The organism is Kitasatospora indigofera, from assembly GCF_014655955.1.
Taxonomy (GTDB): domain Bacteria; phylum Actinomycetota; class Actinomycetes; order Streptomycetales; family Streptomycetaceae; genus Kitasatospora; species Kitasatospora indigofera.
This window is the reverse complement of sequence record NZ_BNBO01000033.1, coordinates 65,264-80,110: the sequence shown is the minus strand read 5'-3', so window position 1 is coordinate 80,110 and position 14,847 is coordinate 65,264. Positions and strand designations below refer to the sequence as shown.

Annotated in this window: 15 protein-coding genes; 10 read left to right on the top strand and 5 right to left on the bottom strand. The window is 73.9% G+C overall.

The genetic code is table 11. From position 1 onward, the window contains the following. Window positions 1–48: 48 nt before the first annotated feature. A complete protein-coding gene (locus IE329_RS25255; RefSeq protein ID WP_229927737.1) occupies window positions 49–321 on the bottom strand; it encodes a DUF6343 family protein in 273 nt (90 codons plus the stop codon). A 95-nt stretch (window positions 322–416) separates the two neighbouring features. Here IE329_RS25255 and IE329_RS25250 point away from each other — a divergent pair, with 95 nt between their 5' ends. Beyond that, the gene (locus IE329_RS25250) at window positions 417–605 is read left to right on the top strand and encodes an I78 family peptidase inhibitor (protein ID WP_190213257.1); all 189 of its coding nucleotides are present in this window, start codon (window positions 417–419) and stop codon (window positions 603–605) included. 26 nt (window positions 606–631) lie between these two features. Here the strand turns inward: IE329_RS25250 and IE329_RS25245 are convergent, their stop codons facing one another. Next, a complete protein-coding gene (locus IE329_RS25245) occupies window positions 632–1,390 on the bottom strand; it encodes a phosphatase PAP2 family protein (RefSeq protein WP_190213256.1) in 759 nt (252 codons plus the stop codon). Window positions 1,391–1,549: 159 nt separating this feature from the next. Then, the gene (locus IE329_RS25240) at window positions 1,550–2,404 is read right to left on the bottom strand and encodes a helix-turn-helix transcriptional regulator (RefSeq protein WP_190213255.1); all 855 of its coding nucleotides are present in this window, start codon (window positions 2,402–2,404) and stop codon (window positions 1,550–1,552) included. 86 nt (window positions 2,405–2,490) lie between these two features. Between IE329_RS25240 and IE329_RS25235 the strand changes: the two genes are divergently transcribed. After that, window positions 2,491–3,456 (top strand): LLM class flavin-dependent oxidoreductase, encoded by a 966-nt coding sequence (locus IE329_RS25235; protein WP_229927736.1) that lies wholly within the window; start codon window positions 2,491–2,493, stop codon window positions 3,454–3,456. A 152-nt stretch (window positions 3,457–3,608) separates the two neighbouring features. Here IE329_RS25235 and fabG read toward each other — a convergent pair whose 3' ends face one another. Further along, a complete protein-coding gene (fabG, locus tag IE329_RS25230; RefSeq protein ID WP_190213254.1) occupies window positions 3,609–4,376 on the bottom strand; it encodes a 3-oxoacyl-ACP reductase FabG in 768 nt (255 codons plus the stop codon). A gap of 408 nt (window positions 4,377–4,784) precedes the next feature. Between fabG and IE329_RS40850 the strand changes: the two genes are divergently transcribed. After that, on the top strand, window positions 4,785–5,681 hold the full coding sequence (locus IE329_RS40850; protein WP_229913068.1) for a MarR family winged helix-turn-helix transcriptional regulator: 897 nt from the start codon (window positions 4,785–4,787) through the stop codon (window positions 5,679–5,681). 294 nt (window positions 5,682–5,975) lie between these two features. Here the strand turns inward: IE329_RS40850 and IE329_RS25215 are convergent, their stop codons facing one another. Next, entirely contained in the window at window positions 5,976–6,839 is an 864-nt protein-coding gene (locus IE329_RS25215) for an aldo/keto reductase (protein WP_190213253.1), read from the bottom strand. Window positions 6,840–7,250: 411 nt separating this feature from the next. Between IE329_RS25215 and IE329_RS25210 the strand changes: the two genes are divergently transcribed. The 7 genes from IE329_RS25210 (at window position 7,251) to IE329_RS25180 (ending at window position 14,823) form a co-directional block, all read left to right on the top strand. Next, the gene (locus IE329_RS25210) at window positions 7,251–9,053 is read left to right on the top strand and encodes an ABC transporter transmembrane domain-containing protein (protein ID WP_190213252.1); all 1,803 of its coding nucleotides are present in this window, start codon (window positions 7,251–7,253) and stop codon (window positions 9,051–9,053) included. A gap of 232 nt (window positions 9,054–9,285) precedes the next feature. Beyond that, on the top strand, window positions 9,286–11,058 hold the full coding sequence (locus tag IE329_RS25205) for an ABC transporter ATP-binding protein (RefSeq protein WP_190213251.1): 1,773 nt from the start codon (window positions 9,286–9,288) through the stop codon (window positions 11,056–11,058). Between the two features lie 237 nt (window positions 11,059–11,295). Then, window positions 11,296–11,547, top strand: a complete 252-nt coding sequence (locus IE329_RS25200) for a lipopolysaccharide assembly protein LapA domain-containing protein (RefSeq protein WP_190213250.1) — start codon at window positions 11,296–11,298, stop codon at window positions 11,545–11,547. Window positions 11,548–11,582: 35 nt separating this feature from the next. Then, window positions 11,583–12,335, top strand: a complete 753-nt coding sequence (locus tag IE329_RS25195; RefSeq protein ID WP_308438400.1) for an amino acid ABC transporter ATP-binding protein — start codon at window positions 11,583–11,585, stop codon at window positions 12,333–12,335. Window positions 12,336–12,343: 8 nt separating this feature from the next. Beyond that, window positions 12,344–13,240: a glutamate ABC transporter substrate-binding protein gene (locus tag IE329_RS25190; RefSeq protein ID WP_190213249.1), complete on the top strand. Its 897-nt coding sequence runs from the start codon at window positions 12,344–12,346 to the stop codon at window positions 13,238–13,240. 12 nt (window positions 13,241–13,252) lie between these two features. Beyond that, entirely contained in the window at window positions 13,253–13,897 is a 645-nt protein-coding gene (locus IE329_RS25185; RefSeq protein WP_190213248.1) for an amino acid ABC transporter permease, read from the top strand. Window positions 13,898–13,911: 14 nt separating this feature from the next. Then, window positions 13,912–14,823 (top strand): amino acid ABC transporter permease, encoded by a 912-nt coding sequence (locus IE329_RS25180; RefSeq protein WP_190213278.1) that lies wholly within the window; start codon window positions 13,912–13,914, stop codon window positions 14,821–14,823. Window positions 14,824–14,847 lie beyond the last annotated feature (24 nt).

The window sequence follows — 14,847 nt, the reverse complement described above, 5'->3', positions numbered from 1 at the left end:
CGGCCGGGGAAGCGGGGCGGCCGCCGGAACGGGTCCCGGGGGCGGCGGTCAGAGTTCGGTCTGCCGGCGGTGCAGCACCACGACCAGGTCCACCACGGCGAACACGGTCAGCACGGCGCAGGCGACGGCGAACCCGATCAGGGTGCCGCGGGACGGCGCGCCGTCCGGTGCGGCCCGGGCGGCCAGGACGGCGAAGCCGGCGGTGCAGAGCGCGAAGAACGGGGTGAAGGCCAGGGACAGCAGCAACCGGAGCTTGAGGTCGCTGCGGGCGGTCGCGGGCTCGGTGCCGCTGCGCCAGCGCCGGGGGGCCGTCGCACGCACGGCGCTCACCTCCTCGCGGCGGGACATCGCCCTGGGCGTCCGGCCCGGGCGGGTCTACGATTCCAGGGTACGTCCGACCGGAAGGGGGAACCGCGATGACGGAGGAGCACACCCGGGACTTTGCCGGGCTGAGCACCGAGGCCGCCGAGGAGCTGGCCCGCGAGCGCGGCTGGGCGAGCGTCCGGCTGCTGAAGCCCGGCGCGATGACCACCATGGAGTACCGCGAGGGGCGGCTGAACCTGGTGGTCCGGGACGGGGTGGTGGAACGCGGCTGGGAGGGCTGACCCGCCGGTCGTCGCGGGTACCGCGGTCACGGGCCGGCGGGCGGGCCGCCGGGCCGCCGCGAGCGGCGGTGGGCCGCCAGCCGGTCGGCCGCGGTGGCCAGCAGCGGCTCGGCCAGCGGCAGCACCAGCAGGACCAGCAGGCCGGCCGCCCACCCCGCGAGGACGTCGCTCACCCAGTGCGTGCCCAGGTACACCGTGGTGAGCCCGATCGAGCAGGCGGTGGCACCGGCCAGCACCGCGCCGGTCCGCCGCCAGCGCGCCGCCAGGTAGGCCAGCACGCCCCAGGTGACCACCGCGTTCGCGGTGTGGCCGGAGGGGAAGATGGTGCCGCCGGAGAAGAGTTCGGCCGAGCCGACGTAGTGGGCGTAGTGCGGGCCGAGCCGGCCGGTGACGATCTTCACGGTGCCGACCGTGACGTTGAGCAGCAGCAGCGCGGTGCCCATCACCAGCAGCGGGCGCGCGTTGTGGGTCCGGCAGGCGCGCCAGACCAGCCAGCCGCCGGCCGCGATCGCCGACGGACCTCGCTGGCCCGCCACCACCCAGGCGCTCAGCAGCGGCTCCAGCTCCGGCCACCGGTGGTAGGGCTGCGCCAGTCTGGCCCACCAGTCCAGGTCCACCAGGGCGGTGTCCAGCAGGACGCCGGCGATGACGATCAGATAGGCCAGCGCGGTCAGGCCGAGCAGCGTGGTCTGCGTCCGGTCCAGCGGGGGCCAGGTGGAGTAGGCCGTGACCTGTTCGGCCGGCGGCCGGGTCGGGGCCGATGATGATTCGGTCGGGGCTTGCACGGAATGGAGATTACCCGTGCCAAGAATTCATGAGTCATTTTTCCCGAGGAAAAGACCGCAGGTCACGGTATGTGCTAAGTAGGCTTCCCGGCAGGTCTTCCAGGCTTTGGGGCGGCCTCCGCGGTGCGGGTGAAGGTTTTTGCGGATCACCCCTGCGGGTCATGTGGAATCGAATTCATGAGCGATGTTCGAGAATGAATTCCCCTCGCTCTCCGGGTCCGCTCCGCCCGCCCGCCGGCCCTGCCGCCGCGCGCCGCCGAGCCCCGACAGGATCGTCGAGGTGGCCCGGTCGGCCGGCAGGAAGGCCTCCAGTTTCAGCTCGGCCAGGGTCACGTCGGTGGCCGTGGCGAAGGTGGTGACGGTGGTGATCAGCCGCAGCAGGCCGTGCCGCGAGTGCAGCTCCAGCGGGACCGCGAAGCCCAGCGGGGCCGCGGCGGGCGCCCGGTCCGGCAGGTACGAGCGGAGCTCGGCGTGCAGGGCGTCCAGCCGCTCGTCCGGGTGGCGTTCCGCCTCGCGGCGCAGGCCGGTCAGGACGTGCTGGGCCCACTCGGCGAAGTTCCCGATCCTCGGCGCCAGGCCCTGCGGGTGCAGGGCCACCCGGTAGACGTTGGCCGCCGGGCCCAGCAATTCGGCCGGCACGCCCTCGGTGAGCAGCCCGAACGCCGCGTTGGCGGCCACCAGTTCGCCGTACCGGTCGACCACCACGGCCGGCCAGGGCAGATGGCCCGTCAGAATGTTCCCCAACGCGTCCAGCACCGGGGCGAGTTCGGGGCCGTCCAGGGCGCCGCCCGGATAGGCGGGGGCGAACCCGGCGGACAGCAGCAGGTCGTTGCGCTCGCGCAGCGGCAGCTCCAGCGACTCGGCCAGCCGGACCACCAGGTCGCGCCCCGGCGTCGAGCGGCCGGTCTCGATGAAGCTGAGGTGCCGTTGGGTGGTGCCGGCCCGGTCCGCGAGTTCGAGCTGGCTGAGGCGGCGTCGGGTGCGCCGCTCCCGCAGCGCCTGAGGGAAGTCCACACCCCAGTTCTACTGCCGGGGTTGCGGGGATCGCCATTCCCTGCCGGGAATTGCCCGGCCCGCCGGGCCGGCGCAGGCTGGCTCCCATGACGGACGAGATGCGCGTGGGAGTGGTGCTGCCGACCGGTGCGGCGCAGTGGGACGGGGCCGGCGGGCCGCGCGGCCTGCTCGGACTCGGGTCGCGGGCCGAGGAGTTGGGCTTCGACTCGCTCTGGGTCGGGGACACCCTGCTCAAGCCGATGATCGAGCCGGTCACCCTGCTCGGGGCGCTGGCCGCCCGCACCGAGCGGGTCACCCTCGGCACGGCCGCCCTGCTGCCCGCGTTCCGCCGGCCGGTCCAGACCGCGCAGGCGCTCGCCTCGGTGGACCTGCTGTCGGGCGGGCGGCTGGTGGTGACGGTGGGAGCCGGGTTCCCCAACCGCTCCGAGCGGGAGTACGCCGCCTCGGGGGTGCCGTGGGAGCGCCGGTTCGCCCGGCTGGACGAAACCGTGGCGCTCTGGCGCCAGTTGTGGGACCCGGCCGGCCCGTCCGCGTTCCACGGCAAGGTGCTGCACTTCGACGACCTGCCCGGCGGGCTCGCCCCGTACCGGGCGGGCGGCCCGCCGGTCTGGCTGGGCGGCGCCACCCCCGCGGCGCTGGCCAGGACCGGCCGGCTGTACGACGGCTGGCTGCCCTACCCGCCGGACCACCGAGCCTACGGGCCGGGCCTGGCCGACGTCCGGCGCGCGGCCGCCGGGGCGGGGCGGCAGCGGGGCGCGGTCGCCCCCGCCCTCTACGCCACCGTGCTGATCGCCCCCGACCCGGCGGCCGGCCGGGAGGCGCTGGACACCTACACCCGGACCACCTACGGGGTGCCGCTGGAGGTGGCCGAGACGATCCAGTGCCTGATCGCCGGACCGGTCGAGCACATCGCGCGGGAGCTGGGCCGGTACGCGGAGCAGGGCGCGCGGCACCTGGTGTGCCGGATCGGCGCGCTGGACGCCGCGTCCCAGGCGGAGCAGTTGGAGGGGCTCGCCGCACTGCTGCCCGTCCTGCGGGGGCGTCCCGGCTGAGCCGGCCGCGAGCCGGCCCGGGGGCGCTGTGGCATCACCACATCGGGAGCATGCTCATGCCTATATAGAGGAGAGCCCGGCCGGCCGTGGACCCGCGTGCGGGAGACGGGAGGCGCCCCCGGCCGGCCGGGGGCGCCTCCCGTCGGGGCGGATCAGTCGAGCGGTCCGCCGGCGACGTAGATGACCTGGCCGGACACGAAGCCCGCGCCCTCGCCGGCCAGGAACGAGATGGTGTTGGCGATGTCCTCGGGGACGCCGACCCGGTTGACCGGGATCTGGGTGGCGGCCGCCGCCTTGAAGGCCTCGAACTCCATGCCGACCCGGGCGGCGGTGGCCGCCGTCATCTCGGTGGCGATGAAGCCCGGCGCGACGGCGTTGGCGGTGATGCCGAACTTGCCCAGCTCGATCGCCAGGGTCTTGGTGAAGCCCTGCAGGCCGGCCTTGGCGGCGGAGTAGTTGGCCTGGCCGCGGTTGCCCTGGGCGGAGGAGGACGACAGGTTGACGATGCGGCCGAAGCCGGCGTCGACCATGTGCTTCTGCACCGCGCGGCTCATCAGGAAAGCGCCCTTGAGGTGCACGTTCATCACGGTGTCCCAGTCGGACTCGGACATCTTGAACAGCAGGTTGTCGCGCAGCACGCCGGCGTTGTTGACCAGGACGACCGGGGCGCCGAGCTCGGCCGCGATCCGGTCGACGGCGGCCTGGACCTGCTCGGCGTCGGAGACGTCCGCCCCGACGGCCAGGGCCCGGCCGCCGGCTGCGACGATCTTGTCCACGGTGTCCTTGCCCGCGGCCTCCTCAAGGTCGACCACGGCGACGGCGTAGCCGTCGGCGGCCAGCCGCAGGGCGGTGGCGGCGCCGATTCCGCGGGCTGCGCCGGTGACGACCGCGACCCGGGGGGCGGTGCTCTGCTCGGTCATGCTCGGTCTCGTCTCTCTCGTGGGGTTACGGGCCGGGCTGCGCGAAAAAATCGTGGAGGCCGGCCGGAGGGTGGCGTTGAGAGCGCTTCGCCGACACCTTACCGACGAGTAGTCTGGTGAACCAGAGGACAGAGCCGCAGGTGACCGAGGGTAAGGACCGGTCGGTCGGCTTTCTGCTGCGAGCGGGTGAACGACACCCCGGCCGGGCTTGTAAATATGCCAAGTTCCCGGAAGTTGCGTCTACTATCGGCCCCCGTCTGCCAGCAGGGCCTTGGCGTTTGTATAGTGTGCGCCAGCAGCCACCGGCTGCACGGCTGGCGCGCCCTCCCTCATAGCGGGACGCCCACACGCCGTTACTGCCCCACCCGGGTGTCCCACACACACCGGGTGTGACATCGGGACGGATACATGGTGCTGGGGGAGATCCCGACGACCCGCGTGTCCGCGCGACTGCAGCAGTCGCCCGGACACCTCATCCGCGTTGCACAGCAGGTCCACACCCGTTTGTGGTCGGAGCACGTCGGGGCCGACCTCACGGCTCCGCAGTTCGCGGTACTGCTGGTTCTCGCCCTCGAACCGGGCGCCGACCAGCGCACGGTGGGGGAGCGGGCCTCGCTCGACAAGGCCACGATGGCCGAAATGGTCGCTCGTCTGGTGCGGCGCGGCCTGGTGCTGCGGCGCCGTGACCCGGCGGACGGCCGGCGCAAGCTGCTGGCGCTCTCTCAGAACGGCGCGCAGGCGGTCCGGGAGGCCACCGGCGGCGTGGTTCGTGTGCAGCGCACGCTGTTCGAGCCGCTCAGCCCTGAGGAGCAGCTGGAAATCGTCCGGGTGATGGCGAGGATAGCCAGGCTGGAGCCGGCCGCGGTGGCCGTCCTGACCGACGCCCGCCCGATGCTCGACGCCCAGCGTGCCATCGGCTACCTGATCCGCGTCGGGCAGCAGGTGCACACCAAGCTCTGGTCGGAGCACGTCGGTTCGGAGCTGACGGCGCCGCAGTACGCGGTGCTGGACGCGCTGGAGCTGGAACCGGGCGCCGACCAGCGCACGGTCGGCGAGCTCGCCTCGCTGGACAAGGCGACGATGGCCGAGATGGTCAGCCGGCTGGTCCGCCGTGGCCTGGTGCTCCGCCGCCGGGACCCCTCGGACGGTCGCCGCAACCTGCTCTCGCTGTCCTCGGCGGGCCAGGATCTGCTGCACCGCTCGGCGGCCGGGGTGCGCGAGGTGCAGCGGCTGCTGCTGTCGCCGCTGGAGGAGCACGAGCACGAGGACGCCCTCGCGCTGCTCGCCAAGGCGGCCCGTCTGTAGACCAGCCAAAACGATTCGCCTGAATTCTGCGGGCCGTCACCCCGATCATGGGGTGACGGCCTTCGGTATCGGCGTACCGTCAGAATCCGATCGTGGACGTCCGGGCCGCTTCCTGCCTGGCCGCTCCTTGTCGGGCCGGCCCCGGCCGGGTGTCCGTGCCGGCTGCTCGTCCTGGCCCGGTGCCTCCCGGCCGCGATTACCCCGGTCCGGCTCGTCCCGGCCCCGCTCGTCCCGGTCCGGCGCTCCGTGGCGCGACGGACCCGGGCCGGGCGCTCCCCGGCCCGGGGCGGCCGGTCAGTTCCAGTCGAAGTCCTGCGGGTCGGGGCCGAGGCGCACGCCGGTCTCGACCGCCGCGATCGCCGCGAAGTCCTCGGCGTCCAGCTCGAAGCCGGTGACGTCCAGGTTCTCCTTGATCCGCGAAGGGGTGACCGACTTCGGGATCGCGATCACGCCGCTCTGCAGGTGCCAGCGCAGCACCACCTGGGCGACGGTCCGGCCGTGCTTCTCGGCGATCTTCACGAGTGCGGGCTCGGTCAGCAGGCCCTTGCCCTGGCCCAGCGGGCTCCACGCCTCGGTGGCGATGCCGTGCTGGGCGTGGAAGGCGCGCAGCTGGCGCTGCGGGAAGTGCGGGTGCAGCTCGACCTGGTTGAGGACCGGCACCACGGAGGACTCCTCCAGCAGGCGGGTCAACTGCTCGGGGCCGAAGTTCGAGACGCCCACCGACTTCACCCGGCCGTCCGCGAGCAGCTGCTCGAAGGCCTTCCAGACGTTCAGGTAGCTGCCGTGCATCGGCCGCGGCCAGTGGATCAGGTACAGGTCGAGGTAGTCCAGGCCCAGCTTGTCGAGCGAGCTGTCGAAGGCCCTGAGCACCGCGTCGCGGCCCTGCTCGCCCGTCCAGTCGGCGGTGCCCGAGTTCCACAGCTTGGTGGTGATGTAGAGGTCCTCGCGGCGGACGCCGCCGGCGAGGGCCTCCGCGAGCGCCTGGCCGGTGCCGGCCTCGTTCTCGTAGATCGCGGCGGTGTCGACGGAGCGGTAGCCCGCCTCGATCGCCGTGCGGACCGCGGCCGTCGCCTCGGCGTCCGGGACCTGCCAGACGCCGAAGCCGAGCTGCGGGATGTGCGCCCCGTTGTTGAGCGAGACGGTGGGGATGGTGCTCACGGGAAGGGGTGCCCTCCTGGTCGTCCAATGGTTCCGGATCTTGCCAACCAGGCCGGTGCCGTCGATGTTCCCGGCCCGGCCGGGAAAGTCGGCGGGCCTCGGACGGCCGGAAAACCTGTTGCGTACGTCACATCGCTCCGGGCAGGCTCGACTCCCATGACGTCGTGAACCCAGCCCGCCGTGACGCCTCCGGCCCCCGCCCGCACGTGCCGCCCGCCGGCGTACCCCTGACGGCGCCGCCCCGACCCTCCGGCCGACGACGGACGCCCGTACCGACCCGCAGCTCCGCACCTCCCTGCCCACCTGCCGCCGTGCCGCTGTACTCCCGGCACCCCCGGCACCACGGCGGCGTCCCGTGATCCGGGCCGTCCGTCACCCGTCCCGTGCCCGTACACCCCGCAACGGAGCGTCATGCCGCTCAAACCCCTGCCGCTGCCCGATCCCGGCAGTCCCGATCTCTCCTCGCCGCTCGCCTTCCTGCGCTGGCTCCAGCGCAGCCAACGGCGCGGCCAGGTGCTCTCCACCTGCTGGGCGCTGCTGGAGATGGGCTGCCGGGCGGCCCTGCCGCTGCCGCTCGGCCAAGGCGTCCAGGCCGCCGTCGACGGCGACGCCGCCGGGATCTGGCGGGCCGGTGCCTTCGCCCTGGCGCTGTCGGCCGTCGCCGCCGGCGGCACCGTGCTGCTGCACCGCCAGGCCGTCTGGAACTGGATCACCGCCGCCACCCAGGTCCGCCAGCTGGTCGCCCGGCAGGCCTCCCGGCTCGGCGCCGGCCTCTCCCGCCGGATCGCCACCGGCGAGATCGTCGCGGTGGGCAGCGGCGACGTGGAGAAGATCGGCTGGTACGTCGAACTGGTCGCCCGGGTCCGCGCCGCCGTCCTGGTCTGGCTCGCCGTCAGCGCCGTCGTGCTCACCGTCCAGCCGCTGCTCGGCCTGGTGGTCCTGCTCGGCGTGCCGGTGCTGGCCGGTTCGGTCTGGCCGCTGCTCGGGCCCTTCGAGAAGCGGTACGCCGAGCAGCGCGCGCTCGGCGGCAAGGCCACCGAGCTGGCCGCGGACACCGTCGCCGGGCTGCGCGTGCTGCGCGGCATCGGCGGCGAGGAGCTCTTCCTGGCCCGGTACCGCGCCGCCTCGCAGAAGGTCCGGGCGGCCGCGGTGCGGGCCACCCGGCTCTCCTCGCTGATGCAGGCCCAGCAGGTGCTGCTGCCCGGGCTCTTCGTGGTCGGCGTCACCTGGTACGGCGCGCACCTGGCGGCCACCGGGCGGATCGGCATCGGCACCCTGGTCTCGGTGTACGGCGCGACCGCCTTCCTGGCCGCGCCGCTGCGCATCCTCGGCGAGGCCGCGCACGCCTGGAGCGTCGCCCGGGTCTCCGCCGGCCGGGCCACCCGGGTGCTCGCGCTGAACCGGACGAGCGGCTGCCCGGACGCCTCGCTGGCCCGCCCGGAGCGCGCCGACCTGCACGACCCGCTCACCGGGCTGACCGCCCGCGCGGGCGAGCTGACCGCCGTGGTCTGCGGCGACCCGGACTTCGCCGGGGAGCTCGCCGAGCGCCTCGGCGGCCACGTCCCGCCGGCCGAGGGCGAGGCGCCGGCGCCCGAGCAGCAGGCGGTACGGCTCGGCGGCACCGCGCTGGACGCCGTGCCGCTGGCCGAGGCCCGTGCCGCCGTCCTGGTCCACGACAAGGAGCCGGTGCTGCTGTCCGGCACCCTGGCCGAGCTGCTGGACGTGCCCGCCTCGGGCCGGATCGAGGCGGCCGAGGCGCTGGCCGCCGCCCGCGCGGAGGACGTGCTGGACGCGCTGGTCGACGGCTCGCCCGACTGCGGGGGAGACCCGATGCGGGCGGTGATCACCGAGCGCGGCCGCTCGCTCTCCGGCGGCCAGCGCCAGCGCCTGGCGCTGGCCCGCTCGCTGTTCGCCGATCCGCCGGTGCTCGTCCTGGACGAGCCGACCAGCGCCGTCGACGCCCACACCGAGTCGCGGATCGCGGCCGGGCTGCGGCGCAGCCGCGCCGGGCGGACGACGGTCGTGCTGGCCACCAGCCCGCTGCTGCTGGACCAGGCCGACCGGGTGCTGCTCGTCCACCAGGGCCGGGTCACCGCCTCCGGGACCCACCGCGAGCTGCTGCACCGCGAACCGCTCTACCGGGCGGTGGTCACCCGCGAGGAGGACCCGGCGCCGGTGGCGGCGGTGCCCGCCGGCGTGAAGGAGGCGGTGTGAGCGCCGCTGCGGCCGGCCGCGTCCCCACGAGGACCGTCCGTACTGCGAGCACCTGTACCGAGAGCACCTGTACCGAGAGCAGCTGTACCGAGAGCACCCGCACCGAGCCCGCCCGCACCGAGCCCGCCCGCACCGAGCCCGCCCGCGTCCGGACCGTCCGTGCCCCCGCCCCCCGGCCGGGGTCCGGCCGGGACGGCGGCGCGGCCGCCCGCCCTCGCCCGAGGAGTACCGAATGAAGCCCCCCGCCCAGTCGGAGAGCGGGCCGGCGACCATGCTGCCGGTCGGCTCCCCGGCGGCCGTCCGCAGTTACGTCCGGCTGCTCGCCCGGCGCCACCGCGGCAACTTCGGCGCGGTCGTCGCGCTGCACGGCGTCGCCACGGTGGCCGGGCTGGTCGGGCCCTGGGTGCTCGGCCGGCTGGTCGAGTCGCTCGCGACCGGCAGCGCCGAGGGCGCCATCGCGGCGGCCGTCGGCTGGTACCTGCTGGCGCTGCTGGTCCAGTCCGCCTTCACCTGGTGGTCCCGGCTGCGCGGCGGCGTGCTGGGGGAGGAGGTGCTCGCCGACCTCCGGGAGGACTTCCTGGTCCGCTCGGTGGCCCTGCCGCCCGGCGTCCTGGAGCGGGCCGGCACCGGCGACCTCGTCTCCCGGGGCACCACCGACATCGACCGGCTCTCCAAGTCGGTCCGCGAGGCGGTGCCCGAGCTGGCCGTCGCCGTGGTCTCGCTGGTGCTGGTGCTCGGCGCCCTGGTGATCACCTCGCCGCTGCTCGCGCTCACCGCGGTGACCGGGCTGCCGCTGCTGCTGGCCAGCTCCCGCTGGTACTTCCGGCGGGCCCCGCAGTCCTACCGGTCCGAGTCGGCCGGGTACGCGGCCGTCAACACGGTGCTCGCCGAGACGGTCGACGCGGGCCGGACGGTCGAGACGCTGCGCCTGGGCGGGGACCGGATCCGCCTCACCGACCGCAAGCTCGCCGAGTGGCTGGCCTGGGAGCGCTACACGCTCTGGCTCCGCTCGGTCTGGTTCCCGACCATCGACGCCGTCTACACGCTCGCGGTGCTGGGCACCCTGGTGCTCGGCGGCCTCTTCACCCTCCGGGGCTGGATCGGCGTGGGCCAGCTGACCACCGGCGTGCTCTACGCGCAGGCGCTCACCGGCCCGGTCGACCTGATCCTGCGCTGGTACGACGAGCTCCAGATCGGCCAGGCCTCGCTGGCCCGGCTGGTCGGGGTGCGGGAGGTGGAGGACCCGGAGACGGACGACTCGGTCCACCCGGACGGGCGCCGGGTGGAGGCCACCGAGGTGCGGTTCGGCTACCGCGAGGGCGCCGACGTGCTGCACGGCATCAGCCTGGACGTCGCGCCGGGCAGCCGGGTGGCGCTGGTCGGCCCGTCCGGGGCGGGGAAGTCCACCCTGGGCCGGCTGCTGGCCGGGATCTACGCACCGGGCCGGGGGAGCGTCACCCTCGGCGGCGCCTCGCTCGCGCGGATGCCCGCCGAGCGGGTCCGGGCCCGGGTGGCACTGGTCAACCAGGAGCACCACGTGTTCGTCGGCACCCTGCGGGACAACCTGCGGCTGGCCGCGCCCGAGGCTGACGACACCGAGTTGCGGTCCGCCTTGGACGCGGTGGACGCCGGCGAGTGGGTGGACGCCCTGGAGGAGGGCCTGGACACCGAGGTCGGGTCCGGCGGTGCGGCGCTGACCCCGCCGCAGGCCCAGCAGCTGGCACTGGCCCGGCTGGTCCTGGCCGATCCGCACACCCTGGTGCTGGACGAGGCGACCTCGCTGCTCGACCCCCGGGCCGCCCGGCACCTGGAGCGCTCGCTCTCCCGGGTGCTGGAGGGCCGGACGGTGATCGCCATCGCCCACCGCCTGCACACCGCCCACGACGCGGACGTGATCGCGGTGGTCGAGGGCGGCCGGATCAGCGAGTACGGCAGCCATCCCGAGCTGGTCGCGGCCGGCGGCCCGTACGCGGCGCTGTGGCGCTCCTGGCGGGACGAGCGGTAGCAGCGCCACCGGGCCGGCTGCGCCGGGCCGTGCCCCCCGGGCCGCGCCCCCCGGGCCGCGCCCCCTGGGCCGTCCCCGTCCGGGCCGTCCCCGTCCGGGCCCGACCGCCGGACGGGACGGCGCCGCCGTCCGCCGCCGTCCGGCGGTTGGGCCGTTCGGGTGGGGCGGCGGGCCCGGCCGGGTCAGTACCGGCCGGGCGGACGGACGAACCGGTGGCCCGGCACCCAGACTGCCGGGGTGACCAAGATTTCGGACGGTTCGTCGTCGGCAGGCTCCGGGAAGCGCGAGATCGCCGGTATCCCCACCCGCTATCTGGCGATCGGCGCGATCGTCGTCCTGGCGGTGTGGTTCCTCTTCGCCAACCTCGACAAGGTGAAGATCCAGTTCTGGGTGTTCACGGTCACCGCGCCGCTCTGGGTGGCGCTGCTGGCCACCCTGCTGGCCGGGGCCGCGCTCGGCTGGCTGCTCCGGGGCCGGCAGGCCAAGTGACGGACCTCCTCGACCCCTGAGGAGGGATCACCCAGGTGAGCACCGCTGTCTTCCCCCCGCTGATCGAGCTGAGCGGGGTCAACAAGCACTTCGGCGACCTGCACGTGCTGCAGGACATCGACCTGACGGTGGGCCGGGGCGAGGTGGTGGTGGTGATCGGCCCGTCCGGCTCGGGCAAGTCCACCCTCTGCCGGACGATCAACCGGCTGGAGCCGATCGGGAGCGGCACCATCCGGATCGACGGCGAGCCGCTGCCCACCGAGGGCAAGGGCCTGGCGAAGCTGCGGGCCGAGGTCGGGATGGTCTTCCAGTCCTTCAACCTGTTCGCGCACCGGACCGTGCTGCAGAACGTCTCGCTGGCCCAGGTCAAGGTCCGCGGCCGGGGGCGGGCCGAGGCGGACGCCAGGTCGCGGGCGCTGCTGGACCGGGTCGGGCTGGCCTCGCAGGAGGACAAGTACCCGGCGCAGCTCTCCGGCGGCCAGCAGCAGCGCGTCGCGATCGCCCGGGCGCTGGCGATGGACCCCAAGGCGCTGCTCTTCGACGAGCCCACCTCGGCGCTCGACCCCGAGATGATCAACGAGGTGCTGGACGTGATGCGCGGGCTGGCCCAGGAGGGCATGACCATGGTGGTGGTCACCCACGAGATGGGGTTCGCGCGGGCCTCCGCCAACCGGGTGGTGTTCATGGCGGACGGCCGGATCGTCGAGGACCGCAGCCCGGAGGACTTCTTCGGCGCTCCCGAGAGCGCGCGGGCCCGGGACTTCCTCTCCAAGATCCTCAAGCACTGAGGGGCGTCATGACGACCGTCCGCCGCACCCTCGCCGCCCTCGCCGTTCTGGTGCTGCTCGCCGCCTGCGGCAAGCCGGGCACCCCGCCGCCCAAGGGCCCGCAGCCGGGCGCGCTGCCCTCGTACCAGGTCCGGACCGGGGAGGTGATCAACGGCTCGCCCACCCTGGACGCCGCCCGCGGCCGCGGCCACCTGGTGGTCGGCGCCAAGGAGGACCAGCCCTACCTGGGCCAGAAGGACCCGGCCACCGGCGTGTACTCGGGCTTCGACATCGAGATCGCCAAGATGGTCGGCGCCCACCTCGGGTTCGGCCCGGACCGCATCCAGTTCCGGACCATCGCCTCGGCCAACCGCGAGACCGCCCTGCAGAACGGCCAGGTCGACTACTACGTGGGCACCTACACGATCAACGCCAACCGCAAGAAGCTGGTCGGGTTCGCCGGGCCCTACTTCGTCGCGGGCCAGTCGCTGCTGGTGCGCCGGAGCGACGACAGCATCCACGGGCCGCAGGACCTCGCCGGCAAGAAGGTCTGCTCGGCGGCCGGCTCCACCCCGTACCAGCGGATCGAGAAGGACTACCCGCAGGCGGACCTGGTCGCCTACGACACCTACTCGGCCTGCGTGGACAACCTGGTGACCGGGCAGGTCGCCGCCGTCACCACGGACAACGCCATCCTCCAGGGCTACGCCGCCAAGGTGCCGGACGAACTGAAGATCGCCGGGGAGCCCTTCTCCAAGGAGCCGTACGGGATCGGCACCCCGCACGACGACACCGTGCTGCGGCTCGCCCTGGACGACGCGCTGGCCGTGCACGAGCAGAACGGCGACTGGCGGAAGGCCTACGACGCGACGCTCGGCCTGTCCGGGGTGCCGGCCCCGGCCCCGCCGCCGATCGACCGGTACTGAGGAGCGCGCGACGTGAAAGTCCTGACCGACAACTGGTCGATCTACTGGCACGGCTTCGTCGGCACGCTGGAGCTGACCGTGGTCAGCGCCGCGCTGGCGCTGCTGCTCGGCGTGCTGATCGCGAGCTTCCGGGTCTCGCCGGTCCGGGCCCTGCGGGCCTTCGGCACCGGCTGGGTGACGATCCTGCGCAACACCCCGCTGACCCTGCTGTTCTTCATCGTGGTGCTCGGCCTGCCGCGCTTCGACATCGTGCTGCCGTTCTTCACCTTCTCGGTGCTGGCGCTCGGCTGCTACACCTCGGCGTTCATCTGCGAGGTGCTCCGCTCGGGCATCAACACCGTGCCGCCCGGTCAGGGCGAGGCGGCCCGCAGCCTCGGCATGACCTTCGGTCAGACGCTGGGCCTGGTGGTGCTCCCGCAGGCCTACCGGTCGGTGGTGGCGCCGATCGGCAGCGTGCTGATCGCGCTCGCCAAGAACTCCGCGATCGCCGGGTCGTTCAGCGTGGTCGAGCTGCTCGGCACCTACCGGACCATCAACGAGCTGGGCTACGGCATCGTCTGGACGTTCGTCTGGATCGCCGTCGGCTACCTGGTCATCACGTTGGCGATCAGCGCCGTGTTCAACCTCCTCGAACGACGAACGGCGGTGTCCCGGTGACCGCTCCCCCCTCCGTGCGGCCGCCCGTCCGCCCCTCCGCGCGGCGGGCCGCGCCCGCCTCCGCGCTGTACGACGTACCCGGCCCCAAGGCGGTGGCCCGGCACCGGCTGTACGGGGTGCTCGCGCTGCTGGCGATCGCCGCGCTGCTCGGCTGGGTGCTCTACATGCTCTTCCACACCCAGCAGTTCACCTACCAGAAGTGGATGGCCTTCGAGTACCGGGGCGTCCAGGAACTGTTGCTGCGGGGCCTCGGCCGCACCCTGGAGGCCTTCGGCTGGACGGTGCTGTTCGCGCTGCCGTTCGGTGCGCTGTTCGCGGCCGGCCGGCTCTCCGACCACCGGGCGGTGCGCTGGGTGTCCACCCTGGTGGTGGAGTTCTTCCGGGCGATGCCGCTGCTGGTGATGATCTTCTTCATCTTCGTCGCGCTGAAGGTCCAGCCGCTCTGGGCGCTGGTCGCCGGCCTCACCCTCTACAACGGCTCGGTGCTGGCCGAGGTGTTCCGCGCCGGGGTGCTGGCGGTGCCCGCCGGACAGCGGGAGGCGGCGTACGCGCTCGGCATGCGCAAGACCCAGGTGATGGCCGCCGTCCTCGTCCCGCAGGCCAACCGGGCGATGCTGCCGGCCATCATCAGCCAGCTGGTGGTGGCCCTCAAGGACACCTCGCTCGGGTTCCTGATCACCTACGAGGAGTTCCTGCACGCGGGGAAGCTGATCGCCACCAACCTGGACTACGACCTGCCGTTCATCCCGGTGGTGATGGTGATCGCGCCGGTCTACATCGGCCTCTGCCTGGCGCTCTCCTGGCTGGCCCGCTGGGTGGAGCGCCGCAGCCGGCACAGCCCCCGGACCAGGGGCGGCGCCCCGGTCGCCGAGGCGGGCGTGGTGCCCGGCCTGCCCCCGGGGGTGCCGCCGGAGGCGCAGCAGTAGGCCCGCCCCGGAGTGGCGCGGGCC

Bases quoted from the DNA above. Each gene is read 5' to 3' on its own strand.
- IE329_RS25250 (WP_190213257.1), top strand. From the start codon at position 417: ATGACGGAGGAGCACACCCGGGACTTTGCCGGGCTGAGCACCGAGGCC.
- IE329_RS25235 (WP_229927736.1), top strand. From the start codon at position 2,491: ATGACGGACGAGATGCGCGTGGGAGTGGTGCTGCCGACCGGTGCGGCG.
- fabG (WP_190213254.1), bottom strand. From the start codon at position 4,376: ATGACCGAGCAGAGCACCGCCCCCCGGGTCGCGGTCGTCACCGGCGCA.
- IE329_RS40850 (WP_229913068.1), top strand. From the start codon at position 4,785: ATGGTGCTGGGGGAGATCCCGACGACCCGCGTGTCCGCGCGACTGCAG.
- IE329_RS25210 (WP_190213252.1), top strand. From the start codon at position 7,251: ATGCCGCTCAAACCCCTGCCGCTGCCCGATCCCGGCAGTCCCGATCTC.
- IE329_RS25205 (WP_190213251.1), top strand. From the start codon at position 9,286: ATGAAGCCCCCCGCCCAGTCGGAGAGCGGGCCGGCGACCATGCTGCCG.
- IE329_RS25190 (WP_190213249.1), top strand. From the start codon at position 12,344: ATGACGACCGTCCGCCGCACCCTCGCCGCCCTCGCCGTTCTGGTGCTG.